General features: G+C 70.7%; 7 protein-coding genes. 2 read left to right on the top strand and 5 right to left on the bottom strand.

Features of this window, described 5'->3' with window-relative positions; translation table 11 throughout:
* Window positions 1–57 precede the first annotated feature (57 nt).
* The 5 genes from ACFV2X_RS21825 to ACFV2X_RS21805 all read right to left on the bottom strand — a co-directional run bounded on the left by ACFV2X_RS21825 (window position 58) and on the right by ACFV2X_RS21805 (window position 5,229).
* Window positions 58–942, bottom strand: a complete 885-nt coding sequence (locus tag ACFV2X_RS21825; RefSeq protein WP_385618827.1) for an NAD(P)-dependent oxidoreductase — start codon at window positions 940–942, stop codon at window positions 58–60.
* 32 nt (window positions 943–974) lie between these two features.
* Window positions 975–2,537 carry an acetolactate synthase large subunit gene (locus tag ACFV2X_RS21820; RefSeq protein ID WP_385618824.1) on the bottom strand — a complete coding sequence of 521 codons (1,563 nt, stop codon included), beginning with the start codon at window positions 2,535–2,537 and terminating at the stop codon, window positions 975–977.
* A gap of 107 nt (window positions 2,538–2,644) precedes the next feature.
* Window positions 2,645–3,688, bottom strand: a complete 1,044-nt coding sequence (locus ACFV2X_RS21815) for a zinc-dependent alcohol dehydrogenase family protein (RefSeq protein WP_385618821.1) — start codon at window positions 3,686–3,688, stop codon at window positions 2,645–2,647.
* A 90-nt stretch (window positions 3,689–3,778) separates the two neighbouring features.
* Entirely contained in the window at window positions 3,779–4,699 is a 921-nt protein-coding gene (locus ACFV2X_RS21810) for a hypothetical protein (protein ID WP_385618819.1), read from the bottom strand.
* A gap of 38 nt (window positions 4,700–4,737) precedes the next feature.
* Window positions 4,738–5,229 carry a VOC family protein gene (locus tag ACFV2X_RS21805; protein ID WP_385618817.1) on the bottom strand — a complete coding sequence of 164 codons (492 nt, stop codon included), beginning with the start codon at window positions 5,227–5,229 and terminating at the stop codon, window positions 4,738–4,740.
* An 864-nt stretch (window positions 5,230–6,093) separates the two neighbouring features.
* On the opposite strand from ACFV2X_RS21805, the gene ACFV2X_RS21800 reads away from it, so the two are divergent.
* Window positions 6,094–14,697 (top strand): SDR family NAD(P)-dependent oxidoreductase, encoded by an 8,604-nt coding sequence (locus tag ACFV2X_RS21800; RefSeq protein ID WP_385618814.1) that lies wholly within the window; start codon window positions 6,094–6,096, stop codon window positions 14,695–14,697.
* Window positions 14,698–14,712: 15 nt separating this feature from the next.
* Window positions 14,713–23,811: an amino acid adenylation domain-containing protein gene (locus ACFV2X_RS21795; RefSeq protein ID WP_385618812.1), complete on the top strand. Its 9,099-nt coding sequence runs from the start codon at window positions 14,713–14,715 to the stop codon at window positions 23,809–23,811.
* Window positions 23,812–23,869: the final 58 nt, after the last annotated feature.

Genomic DNA, 23,869 nt, shown 5'->3' with positions numbered 1-23,869 from the left:
GGGACACACTCGAAGGAGTGTGTCCCGGCCGCTTCCGCCGTCCGCCCCGTCACAGGGTCACTGCCCAAGGGCCGAAGCGAGATTCTCGACCAGCTGAGCCTCGGCACGCTTGACCGAATCCTCGGTCCGTGCCGCGTAGAAGTCGTGAACCTCGATCCCGGGAAGCCGGAGCGTGTCATCCGAGACGGCGTGAGCCGCACACAGGTCCATCACCGTCCGGCCCTCCCGGGCCGACTGCCAGGCGCACAGGGCGGTCTCGGCCATGGGAAGACCCAGAGTCGTGATGACCACCAGAGCCGTCGGAGGGATGAGACGCAGCTCGTCGAGGGTGACGACGTGCCGGTAAGCAGGCGAGTGGAAGGCGAGGTAGTCCGCGGAACCGAGTACCTCCGCCAGGGGGGCCCAACGGGGTTCCCCGGCGGCCGTAGGACGGTGGGTGGGCGTGTGGAAGACCACGTCCATCCCCAGCGCCATGCCCACCCGGCCGACGCTCCTCGCCACGTTGCCGAATCCGATGAGCCCCAGCCGACGCCCCGACAGCTCACCGCGCGAGGACGTCTTCGTCGTGTGTCTCGCGTGTCTGAGAAGCTGCTCGATGACGAACTCGACCGTTCCGGTGTCCCCGTAGCCGTAGATCGGGGCCACCGTGATGCCGTGCCGGTTCGCGTACTCCAGATCGATGTGTTCGGTGGTCGTGGCCCGGAGACCCACGTAGCGCAGGGCGGGCAGCTGACGCATGTGGTCGGCGTCGAGCCTGTCCTTCCAGCCCGCCAGCAGCGCGTCCGTGTCCGCGTACGACTGCCGCACCGATGCCGCCGGCGGCCATTGGGCCAGCGTCAACACCGGCTTGTCACTCATCGGGGCGAGGGCGTCGAGTAAGCCGGGTGACGGCCAGACACCAGGCAGGACGGACACCTGCCGGAAAGTGGACTTGGACGTCATTCTCGCTCCTCGGGGAGTCGTGGACCTGTCGGCTACGAGGTCACGGGGGGAACTACGGCTTCGATCAGGTGTGGCCCGGGCTCGGCCAGGGCCCTGCGCAGCTGACTGGCGAGTTCCTCGGCGGTGCGGGCCCGGCCGGCCGGCACACCCATGCCGTTCGCGAGAGAGACGAAGTCGAGCCCGGGGATGTCGATGAAGGACCTGCTGCGGTCGACTTCGGCACCGCTGAACGCACCGACGCGCTGCATCTCGCCGTCGAGGATCGCGTAGGAGCCGTTGTTGAAGATGACCGTGGTCACATCCAGCTGCTCACGGGCCTGGGTCCACAACGCCTGCAGGGTGTACATGGCGCTGCCATCAGCCTCCAGGCTGATGACGGGCCGGCCGGGACAGGCGACGGCCGCACCGGTGGCGACCGGCATGCCCATGCCGATGGAACCACCGGTGATGTTGAGCCAGTCGTGCACGGGCGCTCCGGCGGTGGCTTCCGGCAGCCACTGATCGGACGTGATGGCCTCGTCGACCACTACGGCTGCCTCGGGCATGAGTACGCCGAGGACGGCAGCGGCCTTCTCGGCGGTCAGCGCACCGCTCGGCATCCCCGGCCGGCGCGGATCGGCGGTGACCGGTGATGTACGAGCCGCGACCAGTTCGGCCAGATACTCAAGGGCCTCAGGCGCCGCGCCGAGGTCGTGGACCTCGCAGCCGTCGGGGATCAGGGTGCTCGGTTTGCCGGGGTAGGCGAAGAACGCCACCGGGGTCCGCGCTCCGGCGAGGATGATGTGCCGCGCTCCTGCCAGGCGCGCGGCGGCAGGGTCCCGGGGATAGGGGAGGCGGTCCACCGGCGGGATGCCCGCTCCCCGCTCATGCCGTGCCGGGGACTTCTCGGCCAGCAGATCCGCCCCGGTGGCCTCGGCGATGCGGCTTGCCGCCGTCAGCCCCGAGCGCCGCATGTTGTCTCCGCCCACCAGGAGCAGACAGCGCTCCCTGCCGAGCAGGAGTTTCGCGATCCGCTCCACCTCGTGTCCGTCAACGGACGGAGACGGAACGGCGGGCACGGGAGCGGCGAGGCCGCCTTCGGACCAGCAGACGTCGGAGGGGAGGACGAGAGTGGCGACACCACCGGGCAGATGTCCTACGGCGGTCCGGGCGGCGGCGATGGCCTCGGCGGTGTCCCGGCCGGCGTCGGCGACCTGCTCGGTCCGGCGGACCCACTTCGACACGGTCCGGGCCATGGCCTCGATGTCCGAGTTCAGGGGGGCGTCGAACGGCCCGTGGTAGGTGGCGTGATCGCCGACGATGTTGACCAGAGGGGTCCCGGCCCGGCGGGCGTTGTGCAGGTTCGCCAGCCCGTTGCCGAGCCCGGGCCCGAGATGGAGCAGGGTGGCAGCGGGCTTTCGGGCCATGCGGCCGTATCCGTCGGCAGCACCGGTCGCGACTCCTTCGAACAGGCACAGCACATTGCGCATCTCGGCCATGGCCACCATCCCTGCCACGAGATGCATCTCGGATGTTCCAGGGTTGCTGAAACACACGTCGATGCCGCCGCCGGACAGGGTCTCCAGCACGGCACGAGCGCCGTTCATCCTGCTCATGACGGGTCACCAGCTCGAGCGGGTGAAGAGAACAAGGGCAAGCACACCTTTCGATTCGTGGCGCCGGGCCCGTGGCCGTCGCACGGTTCAGCTGTGAGGGCGACAGCTCAGAGCGTGACCAGCACCTTCAGGGCCGTGCGCTCGTCCATGGCCCGGTAGCCCGCCGATACCTCCTCGAGCCCGACCGAAAGGTCGAACACGGGCGACGGGTCGATCGTTCCGTCCAGGACGGCCGGCAGCAGTTCCGGAATGTATCTCCGCACCGGGGCGATACCGCCGCGCAGAGCGATGTTCCGGTCGAAGAGTACGTCCAGGTCCAGGCCCGCGGCGCTGCCGTGCGGCACTCCCACGTAGCCGATCGAGCCGCCGGCTCTGGCGATCCCCACTGCCGTCCGCATGGCCCGCTCGGTGCCCACTGCCTCGATCACGGCGGACGCGCCCTGGCCACGGGTCAGTTCGCGCACGGCCTTGACCGCCGCCTCCCCGCGCTCCGGCACCACGTCCGTCGCTCCGAACGTCCGGGCGAGCTCCGTCCGCGCCGGATGGCGGCCCAGCGCGATGATGCGCTCGGCGCCCAGTCGTTTCGCGGCCAGGACACCGCAGAGCCCCACCGCACCGTCCCCGACGACGGCAACGGTCGAGCCGGGCCGCACCCCCGCACCGATCGCCGCGTGGTGGCCGGTGCCCAGGACGTCGGACAGCGTGAGCAGCGCGGTGAGCAGGCGCTGATCCGAGGCGGCCTCGGAGGGGAGCGCGACGAGCGTACTGTCGGCGTACGGCACACGCACCGCCTCGCCCTGCCCGCCGTCCGATCCCTCTTGCCCCCAGAATCCGCCGTGCTCACAGGACGTGGTCAGGCCCTCGGCGCAGTATCCGCACACACCGTCCGACCAGACGAAGGGCGCGACAACCAGGTCGCCGACCGCAAAGCCCGTGACGTCCGTACCGAGTTCCTCGACCACGCCGAGGAACTCGTGCCCGATGCGCTGGCCCGGCCGGCGGTCGGTCATGCCCCGGTAGGCCCACAGGTCGGTGCCGCATATGCAGGCCATGAGAACCCGCACCACCGCGTCGCCGGGCCGCCGGATCACCGGGTTCGGCACTTCTTCGACACCGATGTCGTGCGAGGCACGGAAGACAGCGGCGCGCATGCGAGTGTTCCTTTCCACAGGGCAACAGGGTCGCCGGCGTCGACGCCGGCGTTGCCGCCGACTGACCGGCTTGCTCCCCCGCCGTACGTCTCACTGATAGGAGAAGGAACCGGCCGGGGTGACGGCGGCTTCGCCGACCTCGTAGAGAACGTGACCGATCCGGTTCTCGCAGTCCGCCACCTCGGCGCGTCGCAGCTCCTCGGGCCGCTCCTCGCCCTCGTGACCCAGCGGATGGAGGCCGTTGACGGCGAGGTCCAGGGCCACCGCCCGTAGTCTGCGGAGCAGTTGGGTGATGATGGCGTCGTCGTCCACCGGACCGCGCAGGGTCATGAAGAAGTTGTCGTAGAGCAACGCCGTACGCTCCGACGGGCGAACGACGGGCCCTGCCATGGCCTCCTGGAGCAACGACTTCCCCGCGGGTACCAGCTGTGCGGCGATACCGTCGTGTATCGCCTTGTTGATCTCCACGGCGCGGGCCAGCCGGGCCGCCTCCCGGGTGGCTCCTCTTACCGGGCCCCGCCCCCGGAACAGGCTGCGTACCGGGGTGAAGTCGGATGCCCAGGTGCCACTGAAGCTCCGGTGCTGAAGGTACATGCGTGGCCTGATCAGGCTCTGGTATGTGTCGAGCGGGCATGAACCGGTGTAGAGCAGCATGGCGTTGTAGCCGGACGTGTACGTCCCGAGTCTGGCGGCCGTGCACTGGTCCGGCTCCCCGCGCTCCGCGGTCCGTTCCAGCAGCTTGCCCATCAGGTGCCAGATGACGAAGGTGATCTGATGCCCGGTGATCCAGCGAAACCAGAAGATCTGCTCATGGGAGACCTTGCGTGCGTCCTCGGGGACATCGCCCAGCAGAGGACTGTCCGCCAGTAACCGAAGCTGCATGACGGTGAGGCCGGGATCGCACGGGCCGGCCACATAGGGGGTGACGGCCGTTGCCCGCGAGGGGCCGACCGGTGGCATGGTCAGCAACTCCAGTCCGAAGGGGAAATCACCGAAATCCCAGTCGGTCATCCCGGTGTCTCCGTGGTCAGGGGCCTCGCGTGGGCTCCTCACCGGTCACCGTCGGGGATGTAGGTGAACTCGAACTCAAGGCCGTTCACATCGAAGAGGTAAAGGCTCTTGACCCCGTCGTCGTCGGTGACGATGTCGGTCGGCTGGTCGGGCCGGGCGAACGTGTACCGGCCGGATTCGTACAGCTCGATCCAGCGGTGACGCACCGTGTCGAGATCCTCGGGTGAGCCGACCTGGAGGCATGCGTGCTGGAAGAGGTACCCCTCCTCGTCGGGCTGCCGACCGCTGTGGCCCGCGCGATCGAAGAGATGGAAGCGCACATCTCCGGCAGATACCTCGATCAGGCGACGAATTCCGGGAAGTCGGCTCAGCGTGAGTTCGGAGAACTTGTCCAGTTCCCACCGCTTCTCGGCGCCGAAAAATTCAACGTACCAGCTCAGGCAGTTCTCCAGGTCTGCTGTCTGCACGCCGAGGTGGTGAACTCTGGATTTGACCAGCTGATTCACTGCACGACCTTCCTTCCAGAACATGAGCGCTGTCGGCTCATCAGCGGTTGGCTTCGTGGGGAGTCGCGGGGCAGCGACCGCGTGGACGGCCCTGTCGGGCCCCACCTCGATCGGGAACCGTGCCGGACATGAACAGGGGGTGAAATGCGGTCCTCCGCTTCCCCTGGTAAAGCGATGTTAAAAATTCGGCACAGTCGACGGGCCGGGCAGGGGACAAGAGTCCTGACCCCCACGCCCCTAACTCATCCAGTGAATCTTCTCGAACCGGGGAAGCGCCGCTACACCGTAGCCCGGCCCTTACGGTCGTGCAATGTGCAAAGGGCCGCCCGCATGATGTTGCGCCAAACGCGGCCTTGTTGGCAAGCGCTGTCTCAGTTCGCTGCCTTGATGGAAGGGCGGATGGTTGAAACAGGCTTGAGTGTGGGGTGAGTGGGCCACAAAACTTTCGTTGCGTCCCGCCAGTCGCTCTGGTTAGAGTCGCCCTGGCTCGGTACCTGAGAGACGCACCAGGAGACCTACCGCAGCGACGCATAGCCACGGGGGTGGATGTGTATTGGACCAAATACACGCGGGGGACACGATGAAATTTAACGCACTCTAGCGGGATTGCATCCAGATCGCTGGAGCGATGCACCGCTGGGCGCTCCGCCCGGCACTGCCGGGGCTCCGTGCTGCGCATTGAACGTACTCCGATGCCGTCGACAGCCGTGTCGATTAGGTGGCATCGGACCCTGCATCGAAGCGGTTTGGGTGTCTGTATACCGGGTCTGTCCGCAGCGAATCCCGGCTTGTGATCCCGGACTTCTCCTGGCGTACTCCGGAAATGTCCTTCGGCTGGGCCTGGAAGCGGCTCCAGGCCGGTTCGACGCTGTTCTGGGATGGATACCGATGACCGATTCGCCTGCGTTCGCCGAGACCTTGACCATTACTTCCGAAAATCCCTTGCTGCACGGTCACGTCGTATACGGGCGCAGTCTCCTGCCCGGTGTCGGCTATGTGGACCTGGTGCTGCAGATGCTCGCCCGGCAGGGGGTCGCCATGCCGGACATCGAACTGCGGAACGTGACCATCCTCGCGCCGCTCGTTGCCGCACCCGGCGAGCAGGTCCAGGCCACCATCGAGGGACGTCCGGCGCCGGCGGGCGGGTGGCGGATCGAGGTCCGCAGCCGGCGTCCGGAGGACACCACCGAGGTCGTGCACGCGGTGGTGGCCGCACACCGTCGCCCCCCGTCCGTTTTCCGGGAGCGGCTGCAGGTGCCCGTCACCGGAGCGGACCGGCTCACCTCGCTCACCGAGATCTACTCCTGGTGCCGTGAGCACCAACTGCACCACTCGGGTCTGATGAAGATCGACGGTGTGGTGCACCACCGTCCCGGGGACTGGATCGCCGAGCTGGAACTCGCCCCGGAGTACCACGGCACCACGGATGCCTTCCTCTTCCATCCCGCCCTGTTCGAGGCGGGGTTGCTCGGTGGTGGCGTGGGCATCGGCATGCTCCACGCGGGCAACGACGGCCAGGGGCTCTACCTCCCCCTGTTGTTCGAGTCGTTCCGGGCGCAGGGCGTACTGGGCAAGCGGTGCTTCGTCAGGGTTCCGGCCGAGTCCGTGCGCAGGGACGACGAACTCATCCGGATGAGGGTGGAGTTCTACGACACGACCGGAATGAAGGTCGCCGACATCGGCCAGTTCGTGGCCAAGTGTGTCCGGGCCGCGACGAACCTCGATGTCCGGGGCGAGCCGGCCCCGGGCGCGGCACCCGCTGCTGTCGGGGCGTTTGCGGCGGCCGAGGCGGGGGCTGTGCCGGTGGCTGCCGGCCGGGATCTGGTGGGGGTTGTCCGGGATCTGGTGGCGGCGCGTCTTGAGGTGCCGTCGGTGCGGGTCGATGTGGGTGTCGGATATTACGAGTTGGGGTTGGCGTCGGCTGATCTGCTGTCTTTGGTGGCGGATCTGGAGGATCGGCTGTCGGTGTCGTTGTCGCCGACGGTGATGTTCGAGCACAAGACGGTCGCCGACCTGGCGGCGTGGCTGGAGACGCAGGTGCCCGAGGCGCCGATCCCGCGGACGCCGGCCCCCCAGCCGCACTCCATGCCCGTACCCGCCCCCGCCCCCGTACCCGCGCCCGTGCACGCGCCGCGGAGCGACACCGACCCGGCGGACCTGCTGTCCGCCGTCCGTACCGCGCTGACCGACGAGGTGTCCGCGCTGCTGGAGGTACCGGCCGACGATGTGGACCTGGACGGCGAATTCGCCGAGTTCGGATTCGACTGGGCTGGACTCGCCCATCTGACCGACCGGTTGAACGACCGCTACGGTCTGGCGCTCGCGTCCACCGTCTACTCCGAGCACCGGACCGTGCGAGCCATGGCGGCGCACCTTGTCGGAACCTACCCCGAGCACCTCACTCCCGGCCCTGCCGAGTCCGGTGCGTCCGCAGCGCCGACGCCGCAGGCCGGGCCGGACGACCCGGCTGTCCGAGCGCTCCAGGAGCGGGGGCGTCCGCATGCGATGCTGCACCGTCCCGTACCGGACGACGACGGCGTCGCCCACCGTGCGAGTTTCGGCGGCGATGAGCCCTATCTGAGGGACCACCAGGTGCGCGGCCACCGCATCCTGCCCGGAGTGGCGCACCTGGAGATGGCCCGCGAAGCGGTCGCGCGCACCCTGGGCGAGGAGCACCCGAACCGCGTGCGGCTGGAGAACGTCGTGTGGCTGCGCCCGGCGATCTGCGGTCCGGACGGGCTGGAGCTGACGGTGGATGTGCGCACGCTGCCCGGAGGCGGCTGCGAGTACGAGATCCACAGCCCGGACGCCGATGGCGGACGCACCCTGTGCAGCCAGGGCCGGGCGAGCGTGGCGGAAGCCGAGGAGCGCGGTCTGCCGCTTCTGGACGAGTTGCGCGCGGGATGTGCCGAGACGGTGCTTCCCGCTGAGGACGTCTACGGCCGGTACCACCGTATGGGCCTGGTCTACGGCCCGGCACAGCGTTCTCTGGTGAACCTGGGCGTGGGCACGGACGACGCGGGACGACCTCAAGCACTGGCGGAACTGGAGCTGCCCACGGCGGCCGAGCTCCCGGGCCGTTGCGGGCTGCACCCGAGCATCATGGACGGTGCGTTGCACGCCGGCATCGGGCTGTGGCCGATGGCGGCGCAGCCCGACGGGCGTCCGGCAGAACTGGCCCTGCCGTTCGCCCTTGAGCGAATGACGGTGTCTGCCGCCACCCCCGCCAAGGCGTACGCCTGGATCCGGCACCAGCGGGGGAGCGGGACCGACGCCGCGTCGGCACGGCTGGACGTCACGCTCTTCGACGAACAGGGCCGCGTGTGCGTGGACCTGAACGGAGTCAGCTCGCGCGCCCTGCCGGACACGGCCCGCACCGTACAGACTCCGGCGGTCCCCATCCCGCAGGAAGGGCAGCCGCCCGCGCGGGAAGAGCCGGTCGCGGCTCGGCCCGCGCCTCCCCGGCCGGAGCACGCCCGCACCGACATCGCGATCGTCGGTGTCAGCGGCCGCTACCCGGAGGCGGCGGACCTCGGCGAGTTCTGGGAGAACCTCCGCTCCGGGCGTGACTGCATCCGCGAGGTCCCCGCGGAGCGCTGGGACCACCGCCGGTTCGCCGAGGCCGGCGGCTCGGCCACGGCCAGGTGGGGCGGCTTCCTCGACGGCATAGACCGCTTCGACCCGCTGTTCTTCCAGATCTCACCGCTCGAGGCGGACTATCTCGACCCCCAGGAGCGCCTGTTCCTGGAGTGCGTCCACCACACGCTGGAAGACGCCGGCCACACGGGTGAGTCGCTGGCCCGGACGGTGGCCGGTCCCGGCGGACCGGTGGGCAAGGTCGGCGTCTTCGTCGGAGTGATGTACCAGGAGTACCAGCTGCTGGGTGCTCAGGCACAGGAACGCGGCGAGCGGGTCGCACTGTGGGGCAGCGCCTCCACCATCGCCAACCGTGTGTCGTACTTCTACGACTTCCATGGTCCGAGCATGGCCGTGGACACCATGTGCTCGTCCTCTCTGACCTCCATCCACCTGGCTTGCGAGGCCATCAAGTCCGGCCAGTGCGACGCGGCGATCGCCGGCGGTGTGAATCTCAGCCCCCACCCGAACAAGTACCTGGTGCTGAGCGAGCGACGGTTCCTCTCCAGCGACGGGCGCTGCCGCAGCTTCGGCGAGGGCGGCGACGGCTACGTGCCCGGTGAGGGAGTCGGCGCCGTCCTGCTCAAGCCGCTGGAGCGGGCCGTCGCCGATGGGGACCACATCTACGGCGTGATCAAGGGAACCGCGCTCAACCACGGCGGACGCACCACCGGCTATTCGGTGCCCACCCCGGTGGCCCAGGGTGAGGTGATCGCCGCCGCGCTCACCGCCTCCGGAGTCGACCCGCGCGCATTGAGCTACCTCGAGGCACACGGGACCGGGACGTCCCTCGGCGACCCGATCGAGATCGCCGGGCTGACCAAGGCCTTCCAGCAGGCGGGTGGCGCGCCGCCGCAGTGCGCGATCGGCTCGGTCAAGTCGAACATCGGGCACACCGAGAGCGCCGCCGGCATCGCCGGAGTCACCAAGGTGCTGCTGCAACTGGAGCACAAGGAGATGGTGCCGAGCCTGCATGCCGACCGGCTGAATCCGCACATCGACTTCGCGCGCACTCCGCTGCGGGTGCAGCGGCACGTGGAGCCGTGGCGGCGGCCGACGCTGGAGATCGATGGAGAGGTATGCACCTTCCCCCGGATCGCCGGTGTCTCCGGTTTCGGCGGAGGCGGCTCGAACGCCCATGTGGTCATCGCCGAGTACGAACCCGCCCCGCGCCCGGCCGGGGTGGCGGCCGGCGGCCGGCCCGCACTGCTGGTGCTCTCCGCCCAGAGCGAGGCGCAACTCGCCGACCAGGCACGGCGGTTGAGCGCCAGGCTGGCAGAGCTGGGCGACGGAGATCTCCAGGATGTCGCCTGGACGCTGCAGGTCGGACGGATGGCGCTACAGGAGCGCCTGGCCCTCGCCGCGGCGTCGCTCCAGGACGCCAGGGCGCAGCTGGACGCCTTCGCCTCCGACCCGCGGCGGCCCGGCGCCTGGACCCGGGGTACCGTACGCTCCGATCGCGGCTCCGACGACGAGGCGCTGAGGACGGCCGTGGCGGACTGGTCCGGTCACGGTGCGTACGACGGCCTGCTGCGCCTGTGGGCCGACGGAGCCGCCGTGAACTGGGAGGCGGTACACCCCTCGGCCGCGTCCGCGCGCCGGGTCAGCCTCCCCGGGTATCCCTTCGCGCGTGAGCGGTACTGGCTGAACTCGGACACCCTGGATCCGGACACCGGCCGGCCGCTCGCGGCCCTGGCCGCGCGGTCGGCGCAGCCGGCGGCGCCCGGGGCGGACGGGCAGGCGGCGGAGCAGGACGAGATGCTGCTGCTGCGCCCCGGCTGGGTCGCGCAGGACGCGGCGCCCGCTGACGGGCGGGCGGGGGCCGCCGTACGGGAGAGCTTCGCCGAGCACCACGTCGTGGTCATCGGCGAGCTCCCGGCCGGTGAGCGCGACGCTCTGCGGACCGCGCTGCCCGCCGACGCTGCCTGCCGGTTCCTGGAACCCGTGGACGGTTCGCTGGACCGCCAGTACACCGAGGCGGCCCGGCAGCTGTTCGCCGTGGTGCGTGGAATCCTCGAGCGCGGCGTACGACAGCCGGTGCTCCTCCAGGTCGCGCTGGCCGGCACCACCGACGCGCCCGACGGACTTGAGCGTCTCGCCTGTTTCGGCGGGCTGGCCGCCCTGCTGAAGACGGCCCACCTGGAGAACCCGTTCCTGCGCACGCAGTTCGTGGAGTGCCTCGACGGGGTGTCGGCGGCCACCGTCGCCGCCCGTCTGGTGTCCGAGGCGGTGCCCGACCCCGAGCCCGAGGTGCGCCACCGCGGTGGCCAACGGTACGTCGGCCGGGCGGAGGAGGTCACCTCCGCCCGGGCCGCGGCCGTGCCCTGGAAGGAGGGTGGGGTCTACCTCATCACCGGAGGCGCCGGCGGTCTCGGGCTGATCGTGGCGCGGGAGATCGCCGCGTCGGTCCACCGAGCCACCGTGGTGCTCACCGGCCGCTCGCCGCTGAGCGAGGAGCGGCGCGACGCGTTGAACGCCCTGCGCTCCGCAGGGCTGACCGTGAACTACCAGCGCGCCGATGTCGCCGATCGGGCCGCGGTGGCGCGCGTGCTCGCCCATGTGGCCGACAACCACGGTCAGTTGACGGGAATCCTGCACGCGGCCGGAGTGATCGAGGACAACTTCGTCCTGCGCAAGAGCCCCGAGGAGCTGGAGCGCGTCCTCGCACCCAAGGTCGCCGGGTTGGTCCACCTCGACGAGTCGAGCCGGGAACTGCCGCTGGAGGTGTTCCTGTGCTTCTCCTCGCTCAGCGGGGCCTTCGGCAATCCCGGGCAGGCGGACTACGCCGCCGCCAACGCGTTCATGGACGCCTACGCGGCCTACCGCAACCGCCTGGTCGACGCCGGCCTGGGCAGCGGCCGGACCGTGTCCGTCGGATGGCCGCTGTGGGACGAGGGCAGCATGGGAGCCGCGAACCACACCGTGCGGGAGCATCTGCGCAGCGCGGGCCTGGCACCTTTGGACACCGCCCGTGGGCTGACGGCACTACGGTGTGCCCTGGCCCCGCGGGAGAACGGCCCGGACGACGGCAGGCTGCTCGTCGTGATGGGCCGGCGCAGCGCCCTGCTGCCCCGTCTGACCGGCCGTGACGAGGAGCCGGCGGACGGCCGGACGGAGCCCGCCCCCCGGCCGGTCCACGACGCGGCCCCCGCCGAGCCGGCGGAGGCCACGGACGGCTCGGCCCGCGCCCTGGAGGACCGGGCGGTGAAGCATCTGCGGCCCCGGCTGGCGGCGGCCCTCAAGCTCGGCCCCGAGCGCCTGGACCCCGACACGCCGCTGGAGCGGTACGGCATGGACTCCGTCCTGGCGGTGAACCTCATCGGCCGGCTCGAGCAGGAGTTCGGCTCACTGTCACGGACGCTGCTCTTCGAGGTGCAGACGGTCCGCGGGCTGGCGCGGTACTTCGCGGCCGAGCACCCGCAGGCCCTGCGCGCGCTGCTCGGTGAACCCGTCGTACCGCAGCCGGCGCGGCCCCGTCCGCCCGCAACCCCCGTCCCCGCAACCCCCGTCCCGGCAACGCCCCGAGCCCAGGAGCCCGCGCCCGCACCGCACCGTGCGGACTCCGCGGACCAGGCCGGGCCGCGCGAGCCCGCGGCCGTCCGCGACCGCGGCGCCGGTCCGGACACGCCCGGACACGGCCGGGAGATCGCGATCATCGGCATCGGCGGCCGCTACCCGCAGGCCGAGGACCTGGACACGTTCTGGGCCAACCTCCGGGCCGGCAAGGACGCCGTCACCGAGGTCCCGGCCGATCGCTGGGACGCCGAGCGCTCCGGCCGCGGCCGATGGGGCGCGTTCCTCGACGGAGTCGATCGGTTCGACCCGCTGCACTTCGGCATCTCGCCCCGCGAGGCCGCGGCGATGGACCCGCAGCAGCGGCTGTTCCTGGAGACCGTGTGGCACCTGCTGGAGCAGAGCGGCGTGACCCAGGAGGTCATCGAGCGGCGCTACGGGCGGCGCGTGGGCGTGTACGTCGGAACGGCGTACCAGATGTACCGGGCGGACGAGTCCGACCCCACGCTCGCGGCACTCACTTCGGCGGCCTCGTACAACTTGATCGCCAACCGGGTCTCGCACTTCTTCGGCCTCGAGGGACCCAGCCTGGCCGTGGACAGCATGTGCACCTCCTCGACCATGGCCATCCACCTCGCCTGCGCCGACCTGCTGCGCGGCGAGAGCGAGCTGGCCATCGCCGGAGGCGTGAACCTGACGGTCCATCCGGACAAGTACCTGGCGCTCTCCGAGATGCAGCTGCTCGGCAGCCACCCGGGCAGCCGCAGCTTCCGCGACGGCGACGGCTACCTGCCCGCGGAAGCCGTCGGCGCCGTGCTGCTCAAGCCGCTGGACGCGGCGATCCGCGACGGCGACACCATCCACGCCGTCATCAAGAGCACGGCCTCGATGCACGGCGGCCGCTCCAACGGCTTCATGACGCCGAGCCACCGGACCCAGGTCAGCGTCATGCGCCGGGCGCTGGAGCGAGCGGGCGCCGGGACGGGGTCCATCGGGTACGTCGAGGCCGCGGCCAATGGAACGGCCTTCTCCGACGAGGTCGAGGTCCGGGCACTGCGCGAGGTGTTCCACGGCGTGGCCGAGCCGGTGGCGCTCGGCACCGTGAAGTCGAACCTCGGCCACCCCGAGGCCGCCTCCGGCATCGCCCAGCTCACCAAGGTGGTGCTGCAGCTGCGGCACGGGGAGCTGGTGCCGCTCGTCGGGACCGGCTCTCCCAACCCCAACCTGGACCTGGACGGCACCCCGCTGACACTCTGTGATCGGCTCACCGCCTGGGAGCCCCGGGGCACCACGGACGAGGAGGGCCGGCCGGTGCCGCGCCGGGCACTGATCAACTCGGTGGCGGCCGGCGGCAGCCATGTCAGCCTGGTGATCGAGGCGCCGCCGCGGCCCGAGGCCGTCGCCCCGGAGCCCGAGCGGGGGTTCGGGCCGCAGCTGGTGGTGGTCTCCGGCAGGACCCCCGAGCGGCTGCGGACGGCTGCGAGGCGGCTGCACGACTTCCTGGACCGCGACGACTCGGCCGACCTGGCGGACCTCGCGTACACGTCGCAGCTCGGCCGTGAGGCGCTGCCCGAACGGCTCGCCGTGGTGGCCGGTTCCACGCGGGAGCTGAAGCACGCCCTCGCGCACCACCTGGCGGACGGCTCCGGGACCGGCCAACCCCTGGCCCCGGCCACACCGGTCCTCCGTGGCAACGCCGAGGACGACACCGGTCCGCTGAGCACGGTGCTCGTCGGCGCCCGGGGCGAGGCGTTCCTCGCCGGCCTCGTCGCGGACGGAGACCTGGAGAGCCTCGCCGCGCTGTGGGTGCACGGAACCAGGGTGCCGTGGAGCGACCTGCACCGCGGGCGGCGTCGCCTGCTGCCGCTCCCGGCGACCGCCTTCGAGGCGGGCAGCTACTGGATCGGCCGCAAGCCCGCGGGCCCGGTCAAGGCGGAGCCGCCGACCGCCGCGGCCGACGGTGCCGCCCGGCGCGCGTCCGTAGCCCGGCCCGGGGACGGCGAGCTCACCGACACGGAGCTGACCATGATCTCCCTCTGGTCGGAACTGCTCCAGATCGAGGCCGCCCAGATCGAGGTGACGACCAGCTTCTTCTCGCTCGGCGGCAACTCACTGATGGCCAACCGCCTCATCAACCTGGTCAAGCAGCGGGTCGGCGTGGAGTTGCCCGTCCAGGCCCTCTTCGACGCTCCCCGACTCGCCGACATGGCGGCCGAGCTGGAGCGCCGAGTACCGAGGGCCCTACAGGCGAGCGCGCTTGAGGTGGACAGGATCTTGGAGAGCATCGACCTCATCGAACGCATGAGTGACGAGGAGCTGGCCGCCCTGGACACCGAGAAATAGGCAGAGGGGACGACGATGAGCGCCACCAGTCAGGACGGCGGTCCTGAGCTGATCCGGAAGATCCGCTCCCTGTCCGCCAAGCGGCAGCGCGCCCTGATCGCGCTGCTCAAACAGCAGGGCGTCGACCTCTCCGCACTCGACACCATCCCGACCCTGTCCAGGTCCGCCGACGAGCCGGTACAACTCTCCTTCACTCAGCAGCGGTTGTGGTTCCTGGCCCAGCTGGACGGCAGCAGCCCGGCCTACAACATCCCGGTGGCGATGCGCCTGCGCGGCCCCTTGGACCGCCCCGCGCTGCTGCGCGCGCTGGACGCGCTGGTGCAGCGGCACGAGTCGCTGCGCACCCGCTTCGTGGACCGTGACGGCGTTCCGTACCAGCACATCGGCGACGGGCGGGACTTCACCGTCCGCGAAGAGGAGCCGGCGAACCCGGCGGACGTGGCGCTGATCTGCGCCGAGGAGGCGGCCGCCCCCTTCGACCTGGAACGCGACCCGATGATCCGGGTCCGCCTGTTGCGGCAGGCCGAGGACGAACACGTCCTGCTGGTGACGATGCACCACGGGGTCTCCGACGGCTGGTCGGTCGGCGTCCTCATCCGTGACCTGGCCGCCCTCTACGAGGCGTTCCGCGCAGGTCTGCCCTCGCCCCTGGAACCGCTGCCGGTCCAGTACGCGGACTACGCGCACTGGCAGCGTCAGTGGCTGGTCGACGAGGTGCAGACGCGTCAGGTGGAGTACTGGAAGAAGCGGCTCGCGGGGATCGATCCGAGGCTCACGCTGCCCGTCGACCGGGAGCGCCCGGCGGTCAAGACGTACCAGGGGGCGCGCGAGCGGTTCCGCTGCCCGGCCGACCTGCTGGACAGGTTGCGGGAGGTCGCCGCGCGGCACGACGCCACCTTGTACATGACGCTGCTGGCGGCCTACTCCGTGGTGCTGCACCGTCACACCCACCAGAGCGACATCGCCGTCGGCACGGTCGTGGCGAACCGCAACCGCATCGAGGTGGAAGGGCTCATCGGCTTCTTCGCCAACACCCTGGTGATGCGTGCCGACCTGTCGGGCGATCCGGCCTTCACCGAGCTGCTGGCCCAGGTGAAGAAGACCGCGCTGGAGGCCTACGACCACCAGGACGTGCCCTTCGAGGCCGTGGTGGACGCCCTTCAGCTGGAGCGCAGCCTCAGCCACTCGCCGGTCTTCCAGACCATGTTCGTGCTTCAGGACGCCGAGACCGGGCAGGAGTTCCGGCCGGGCGGGCTCGAGGTGTCCGCGATCGAGGTCGACGTCGACTTCACCAAGTTCGATCTCACCCTGGACCTCCGTGAGACGCCGGCCGGCCTGGTCGGAACCGTCGAATACAACACCGACCTGTACGACCGGGAGACCATTCAGCGCTTCGTCGGCCACTACACCGAACTGCTGGCCGCCATCGCGGCCGACCCCACGGCGCGCACGTCCCGGCTCGGCATGCTCGGCGCGGCCGAACGGCTCCAGGTCCTGAAGGAATGGAACGACACCGGCCGGCCCTTCTCGGACGATCGGTGCCTGCACGAGCTGTTCGAGCAGGCGGTGGAGCGCCACCCGGACCGCACCGCCCTGCTGGAAGGAGACCGCTCCTGGACGTACGCGCAGCTCAACGCCTGGGCCAACCGCATCGGCCACGCCCTGCGTCGCCGCGGGACGGGACCGGACACCCAGGTCGGTCTGTGCCTGGAGCGCTCCGCGGAGATGGTGGCCGGCATCTTCGGCATCCTCAAGGCCGGGGGCTCCTACATGCCCATCGACCCGTCCTACCCGGCGGCCCGGATCGCGGAGCTGGTCGAGAACTCCGGCACCCGCGTGGTGCTCACCCAGCAGCACCTGGACGCCGAGCCGCTCGGCGGCGCCGTCGAGGTGCTGACCCTGCACCGCGACGGCCGGATCCTGGACCGGGAGGGACAGGCGGCCGCGTACGCGGAGTCCGACATCCCGGTGGCGGACCTGGGCCTCGGCCCGGAGCACCTGGCGTACGTCATCCATACCTCCGGCTCCACCGGCCGCCCCAAGGGCGTCATGATCGAGCACCGGGCGGCGGTCAACCGCATCGAGTGGATGCAGAACGAGTACGGCCTCACCGCGGACGACGTGGTCCTCCAGAAGACCCCCTTCAGTTTCGACGTCTCGGTGTGGGAGTTCTTCTGGCCGCTCCTCTTCGGCGCCCGGCTGGCCGTTGCCGAATCAGGGGGCCACAAGGACCCGGGCTACCTGGTCGAGGCCATCCAGCGGTTCGGGGTGACCACCCTGCACTTCGTGCCCTCCATGCTCCGCTCGATGGTGGCGGAGCCCGGCTGGTCGCGGTGCACGACCGTACGCCAGGTGTTCTGCAGCGGCGAGGCACTGCCCCCGGAGCTGTGCGAACGTCACTACGCGCGCCACTCGGCACCCCTGCACAACCTCTACGGCCCCACCGAGGCGGCTGTGGACGTCAGCCACTGGACCTGTCCCGCCGACCCGCTGCCACGCACCGTCCCGATCGGCAGGCCGATCCAGAACATCCGGCTCTACGTGCTGAACGACGCCCTGGAGCCGCAGGGCATCGGGTGTGTCGGCGAGCTCTACATCGCCGGCGCCGGCCTGGCTCGAGGCTATCTGCACCAGCAGGAACTGACGCGTGAGCGGTTCGTGCCGAACCCCTTCGACGATGTCCCGGGCGCACGCATGTACCGCACCGGTGACCTGGCGCGCTGGCTGCCCGACGGGACCCTGGAATACCTCGGCCGCGCCGACGACCAGGTCAAGGTGCGCGGATTCCGGATCGAACTGGGCGAGATCGAGCACCGGCTGGCCGAGCATTCCTCGGTGCGCGTGTGCACGGTCGTCGTCCGTGAGGACCAGCCGGGCAACCCCCGGCTCGTCGCCTACACGGTCCTGGACGGCGGGCGGGAACTCGCCGACCACCGTGCCGTACTGGCCGGGCACCTCGAACGAAGCCTGCCGGAGTACATGGTGCCCAGCGCCTTCGTGGTGGTGGACGCTCTGCCCGTCACGGCCCACGGCAAACTCGACCGCAAGGCCTTGCCGGCGCCCGGCATCGAGGACTTCGCCCAGCGCGCCTACACGGCCCCGAGCACCGAGACCGAGCGGTTCCTGACGTCCCTGTGGGCCGAGCTGTTGGGCTTCGACGAGGAGCGGATCAGCACCGACGACAACTTCTTCGCGCTGGGCGGCCATTCCCTGCTCATCACCGTGCTGGTCGCCAGGCTGAAGGCGCACGGCCTGCGGGCCACCGTACGCGAGGTCTTCAGCGCCTCGACCCTGGCCGGGCTCGCGGCCGTGATCGACCGGACCGAGGATGACACGGACTTCACGGTCCCGCCCAACCTGATCCCGCCCGGCTGTGAGCGGATCACCCCGGACATGCTCCCCCTGGTCGACCTGAGCCAGGAGCAGATCGACTCGATCGTGGCCACCGTTCCCCGAGGCGCGTCGAATGTCCAGGACGTCTACCCCCTGGCCTCGACCCAGGAGGGCATCCTCTTCCATCACCTGATGGACCCGGACAACGACCCGTACCTCGTCTCGACCCTCTACGTCGCCGACGACGAGACGGCCTGCACCAGGTTCACCGAGGCCCTCCAGGCGGTGGTCGACCGGCACGACGCCATGCGCACCGCCGTGGTCACCGACGCCCTGTCCGAGCCGGTGCAGGTCGTGTACCGCACCGCCGCCCCGACGGTGGAGCGGACACGCCTCGACCCCGACGGGGACCCCGAGCAGCAGGCGCGGGCCCTGCTGGACCGATTCGGGCGGATGGCCCTCGACCGGGCTCCGCTGCTGCGGCTGGTCATCGCCGAGGACCCGAACTCCGAGCGTCGGTACCTCCTGCTGAATGCCCATCACCTCATCGAGGACGCCACCTCGTTGCGGCTGACGCTCGAGGAGCTGGGTGCCCATATGGCGGGGCGCGCGGAACTGCTGCCGCCCCCGGCGCCCTACCGCGACTTCGTCGCCCACATCCTGCACCAGCGGGACCCGGACGAGGCGGAAGCCTATTTCCGTGGTGTCCTGGGCGATGTCACCGAGCCGACGACGCCGTTCGGGCTCACCGATGTGCGCGGCGACGGCCGCCGGGTACTGGAGCACCGCCGCTCCCTGGCCCCCGGCCTCACTCGTGACCTGCGCGCTCAGGCGCAGCGTCTGCACCTGAGCCCCGCTTGTCTCTTCCACGCGGCCTGGGCCTTGGTGGTGGCCGCGTGCAGCGGACGCGACGACGTGGTGTTCGGCACCGTGATGTCGGGTCGTCTGCAGGGCGTACCTGGGGTCGAGCGGATGCTCGGCAACTTCATCAACACGCTTCCCATGCGGACACGACTGGCCGGCCGGACCGTCCGGGAGCTGATCACCGACGTCGACACCGCGCTGAAGGACCTGATCGCCCGTGAGCAGAGCCCGCTGAGCCTGGCGCAGCGGTGCAGCGCCCTCGACGGTGACGCGCCGCTGTTCAGTGCGGTGGTCAACGTCCGGCACTTCGAACCGGGGCACGGTGAGGTCTCGGTGGCGGGTATCAACGACCGAGGAGTCCGCTTCCTGACGGCCGGGGACGCGATCAACTACCCGGTGACGGTGTCGCTCGACGACTTCGGCAGCGAGTTCTCACTGGAGGTCCAGGTCGACGAGTCGGTGGCCTGCGAGGCGGTCGCGGACTATGTCGAGACCGCGTTGTCGGGGATCGTCGGCGCCCTGGCCACGGACGGAGGCGAGGACACCGCGGCACTGGACGTCGAGGTCCTGCCCGCAGCCGAGCGGCGGCGCCTGCTGACCGAGTGGAACGGCCCGGCGGTCGATGTGACCGACTCGACCCTCCTCGCGCCGTTCGAAGCGCAGGTGGAGCGCAGCCCCGACCGGACCGCGCTGGTCTTCGAGGGCGAGACGCTGTCCTATGCGGAACTGAACGCCCGGGCCAACCGGCTCGCGCACTGGCTGATCGAGCGGGGCGCAGGCCCCGAGCACCTGGTCGCGGTTCGTATGGAGCGGTCGTTCGACCTGGTCACCGCGGTGTACGGGGTGCTGAAGTCCGGAGCGGCGTACCTGCCCGTCGAGCCGGACCTGCCGGCCGAACGCATCGCGCAGATGCTCGCGGACAGCAAGCCCCTGCTGGTCCTCGAGGAGCTGCCGGACACCATCGGCCACTCGGAGTCCAACCCGGGTGTCACCGTGTCGCGCGAGCACCCGGCCTACGTGTTCTACACGTCAGGGTCCACCGGCAGGCCCAAGGGCGTGGTGATCTCCCACCGCGCCGGACTGAACTGGCTCTCGTGGAACCAGCGCCGGTACGGCCTGCGCGACAGTCACCGGCTCCTGCTGAAGACGTCCGTGGGGTTCGACGTGTCGGTGCCGGAGCTGTTCTGGGCGTTGCAGGTGGGCGCGAGCCTGGTGATCGCCCGGCCCGACGGGCACCGGGACCCCGCGTACCTCGCCCGGCTGATCAGCGAGCAGGACGTCACGGACGTCTACTTCGCGCCGTCCATGCTGGCCGCCTTCCTCGCCGAGCCGGCCGCGGCCCGGTGCACCGGCCTGCGCCGCGTGGAGGCCGTCGGCGAGACGCTGCCGGTGGAGCTGGCGGAACGCCTCACGCGTACGATGCCCGGCGTCGAGCTGTACAACGGGTACGGGCCCACCGAGGCCGGAGCGGTCACCGCCTGGCGGTACCGCACCGAACCGGGCGCGACGGGCGTGCCGATCGGCACCGTCGTGCCGAACGTCCAGGTATACGTTCTGAACCCGGCGCTGCGGCCCGTACCGCCGGGCGTGGCCGGAGAGCTGTACATCGCCGGCGACGGCCTGGCCCACGGCTATCTGAACCGGTCCGAGCTGACCGCCGAACGGTTCGTGGCCAACCCGTTCACTCCCGAAGCGCGCATGTACCGCACCGGTGACCTGGCCATGCGGCGGCCCGACGGCGTCCTCGAGTACCTCGGCCGCATCGATGACCAGGTGAAGGTGCGGGGCTTCCGCGTCGAGCCGGGAGAGATCGCGAATGCGCTGCTCACCCATCCCGCGGTGCACGGTGCCGTCGTCGTCCCGCAGCCGGCCGGCGACACCCGCGGACTGCTCGCCTATGTGAGTCCGGATCAGCAGTGGCTGGAGACCGTCGGCAAGGAGTACACCGAGGATCTCGACCGGTGGCAGCGGCACTTCGAGGACGAGTACACCGCCGACGCCCCGGACCCGGCCGGCGGGCACAGCGAAGGCGGTGGCGAACCGACCACGGGGAGCGGGGCGCGCGGACACGCCGAGGCCACCGTCCGCCGCATCGAGGAGCTGCGGCCCGAGCGCCTGCTGGAGATCGGCTGCGGCACCGGTACCCTGCTCTTCCGCTACGCGCACCTGTGCGCTTCCGTGCACGCCCTCGATCTCTCGGCCGCGGCGCTCGACGCCGTCCGCCGGGGCGTGGCACACCGCGGCTGGTCGCACGTCACGCTGAGCCAGGGCGACGCCCTGACCGTGTCCGACCTGGCCGGGAAGACGTTCGACGCGATCCTGCTCGACTCGGTGGTGCGGTACTTTCCGAACCGGCACTACCTGGACGAGGCCATCGGCAGGTTGCTTCCGCTCCTGGAGGAGGGCGGCAGCATCGTCGTCGGCGACGTGCGGAACCTGGACCTGTTCCCGGCCCTGACGTGTGCGGCGGAGCGGAGCCGCACGCACGGCCCCCTCACGGCCGGGGCACTGGCCGCACAGGTGGAGCGTGCCCGCAGCCAGGAGAGCGAACTGCTCGTCAGCCCCACCTATTTCGCCGGACTGCCCGAGCGGTTCCCTGAGCTGGGCGCCGTCGACCTCCTGCTCCGGCACGCAGCGGGAAACGACGGAATCCTCGCCGCCGACCGCTACGACGTGGTCCTGACGAAGGGGGTGCCGGCGACGGCAGAGGCCCTGCCGTGGCTGGAGGCCGCCACCCCGGCCGCGCTGCGCTCGCTGCTGGACGGGGGGACCCCCGACCGGTTCGGCGTGGGCGGCCTGAGCAACCCGCGCGTCACGGACGAGGTACGGGCCTGGGAGGACCTGCGGCGAGGATCGCCCTCCCGCACGGTGCAACCGCTGCCGGACGGCTCCCGGCCGTCCCCGTGGGCCGCGAACAGCGTCCGCGACCTCGAAGCCGTGCTGCGACATGCCGGGCACCTGGGCTACCAGGTGGCGGCCACCTGGGCGCAGGACCGGCTGGACGGCCTGGACCTGGTCTTCAGCAGGGACGAGTCACCCCAAGTGCGGGCACGTGCCCGCTACGGCGCCGCGCGCCTGACGAACATGCCCCAGATCGGCCGACTGGGCCCGTCGACGGCCCGGATGCTCAAGGAACATCTGTCGGCGAGCCTGCCGCACTACATGATCCCCAGCGCGTTCGTGCTCATGGAGGAGCTGCCCGTCACGCCGAACGGCAAGATCGACAAGCGGGCGCTGCCCGTCCCGGACGAGGGCGACGTGGCCAAGGAGACCTACGTCGCGCCGACCACTCGGGCGCAGCGGACCGTGTGCCGGATCATCGCTGAGGTCCTGGGGTTGACCCGCGTCGGGCTTCAGGACAACTTCTTCGACCTCGGCGGGCACTCGCTGCTCGCCACCCGGCTCATCCTCCAGGTCAAGAGGGAGACGGGCGCGGAGCTGCCGCTCCAGCTGATCTTCAGCGGCGCCACCGTCGAGGAACTGGCCGACGCCCTGGAGCAGGAGCCGACGGGCCCGCGGAGCGAGGAGCCGGACACCGCCGCGGACGTCCGGGAGCCGGGTGCGGCACCCCTGTCCCTGCAACAGCGGGACCTGTGGTTCCTCAACCGGCCCGAGCACCTGGGCACCGCGCACTACAACGTGCAACTGGCCTTCCGGGTCGAAGGAGCGCTGGACCGCGACGCCTACGCACGCGCCGTCCGCTCCCTGGTGGAACGCCATGCCGTACTGCGCACCAGCTACGTCCGGCACGAGGGCACCGTGACGCAGCGCGTCAACGACAGCGCCGGCTACGAGGTGAGCGTGGCGGAGGCGGCCTCGGAGGCGGCCGCGACGGAGTGGCTGCGCGCCGAACGGGCCCGGCCCTTCGCCGCGGACGACACCTACATGATCCGGGCCCATCTGCTGGCCCTGTCGGACACCAGGCACCTCGCCGTGCTCACCCGGCCGTGGGGCGTGTTCGACGGCTGGTCGGTGAACATCGTGCTGGCGGAACTGGTGGAGACCTACCGCGCGTTGAGCCGGGGCGACGAGCCGCACCTGCCCACACTGTCGCTTCAGTACGCGGACTTCGCGCGCCGGCAGCACCGCATCGTCGACGCCACCGAACTCTTCCGCCAGGAGGAGTACTGGCGGCGGCAACTGGACGGCCTGCCGGCCTGCCTGTCGCTGCGCACCGACTACCGGCGCGGCCCGGTCAAGAGCCACCAGGGTTCCTCGGTGCCGCTCCAGGTGCCGTCCGAACTGCTCGGCCGGCTCAGGCGCGTCTGCCAGGAGCAGAACGTCACCCTCTACATGCTGCTGCTGTCCGCGTACGCCGTCCTGGTGGGCGGTCATGCCGAGGACGACGACCTCGCCATCGGCACAGCGGTGACGAACCGGCCCGGCGCCGACCTGGAGCAACTCGTCGGTTACTTCGTCAATTCGCTGGTCCTTCGGCTGGACGTGGGCCCGGACCGCGCCTTCTCCGACGTTCTGGCGCAGGCCAGGCGCGTGACCACCGAGGCCCACCAGCACCAGGACCTGCCCTTCGCCGAACTGGCCGGAGCCCTTGTCCCCGAGCCCGATCCGGCTCACTCCCCGCTGTTCCAGGTGATGTTCAACCTGCTCCCGGCGCCGACCACCGAGGGCGGCGACGGCAGCGGGGCCACGGATCTGGAGATCAGCCCCCTTCCCACCGAGGCCGGGACGGCCAGGTACGACCTGAACCTGGTGGTGCGGGAGACGGACTCCGGGCTCGACGGAAACCTGGAGTACAGCACCGACCTGTTCGCCAGGAGCACGGCCGAGGACATGGCGTGGTCCTACGGGCAACTGCTGCACCGGATCGCGGCGGCCCCGGAGTCCCGAGTGACCCGACTGCGTACCGCCGAGGCGCACACCGGCGATCGCCCAGCCGGGGCACCCGGCATGGCCTGACCCGGCGTCCCACCGGCGGTGACGCACCCGGCCCGCGGCGGCCGACCCCGATGAACTG

Origin of the sequence: Streptomyces sp. NPDC059679 (assembly GCF_042734105.1) — a bacterium.
Classification (GTDB): domain Bacteria; phylum Actinomycetota; class Actinomycetes; order Streptomycetales; family Streptomycetaceae; genus Streptomyces.
Note: the sequence above shows the minus strand (reverse complement) of the source record. Positions and strands in the feature narration are given on the sequence as shown.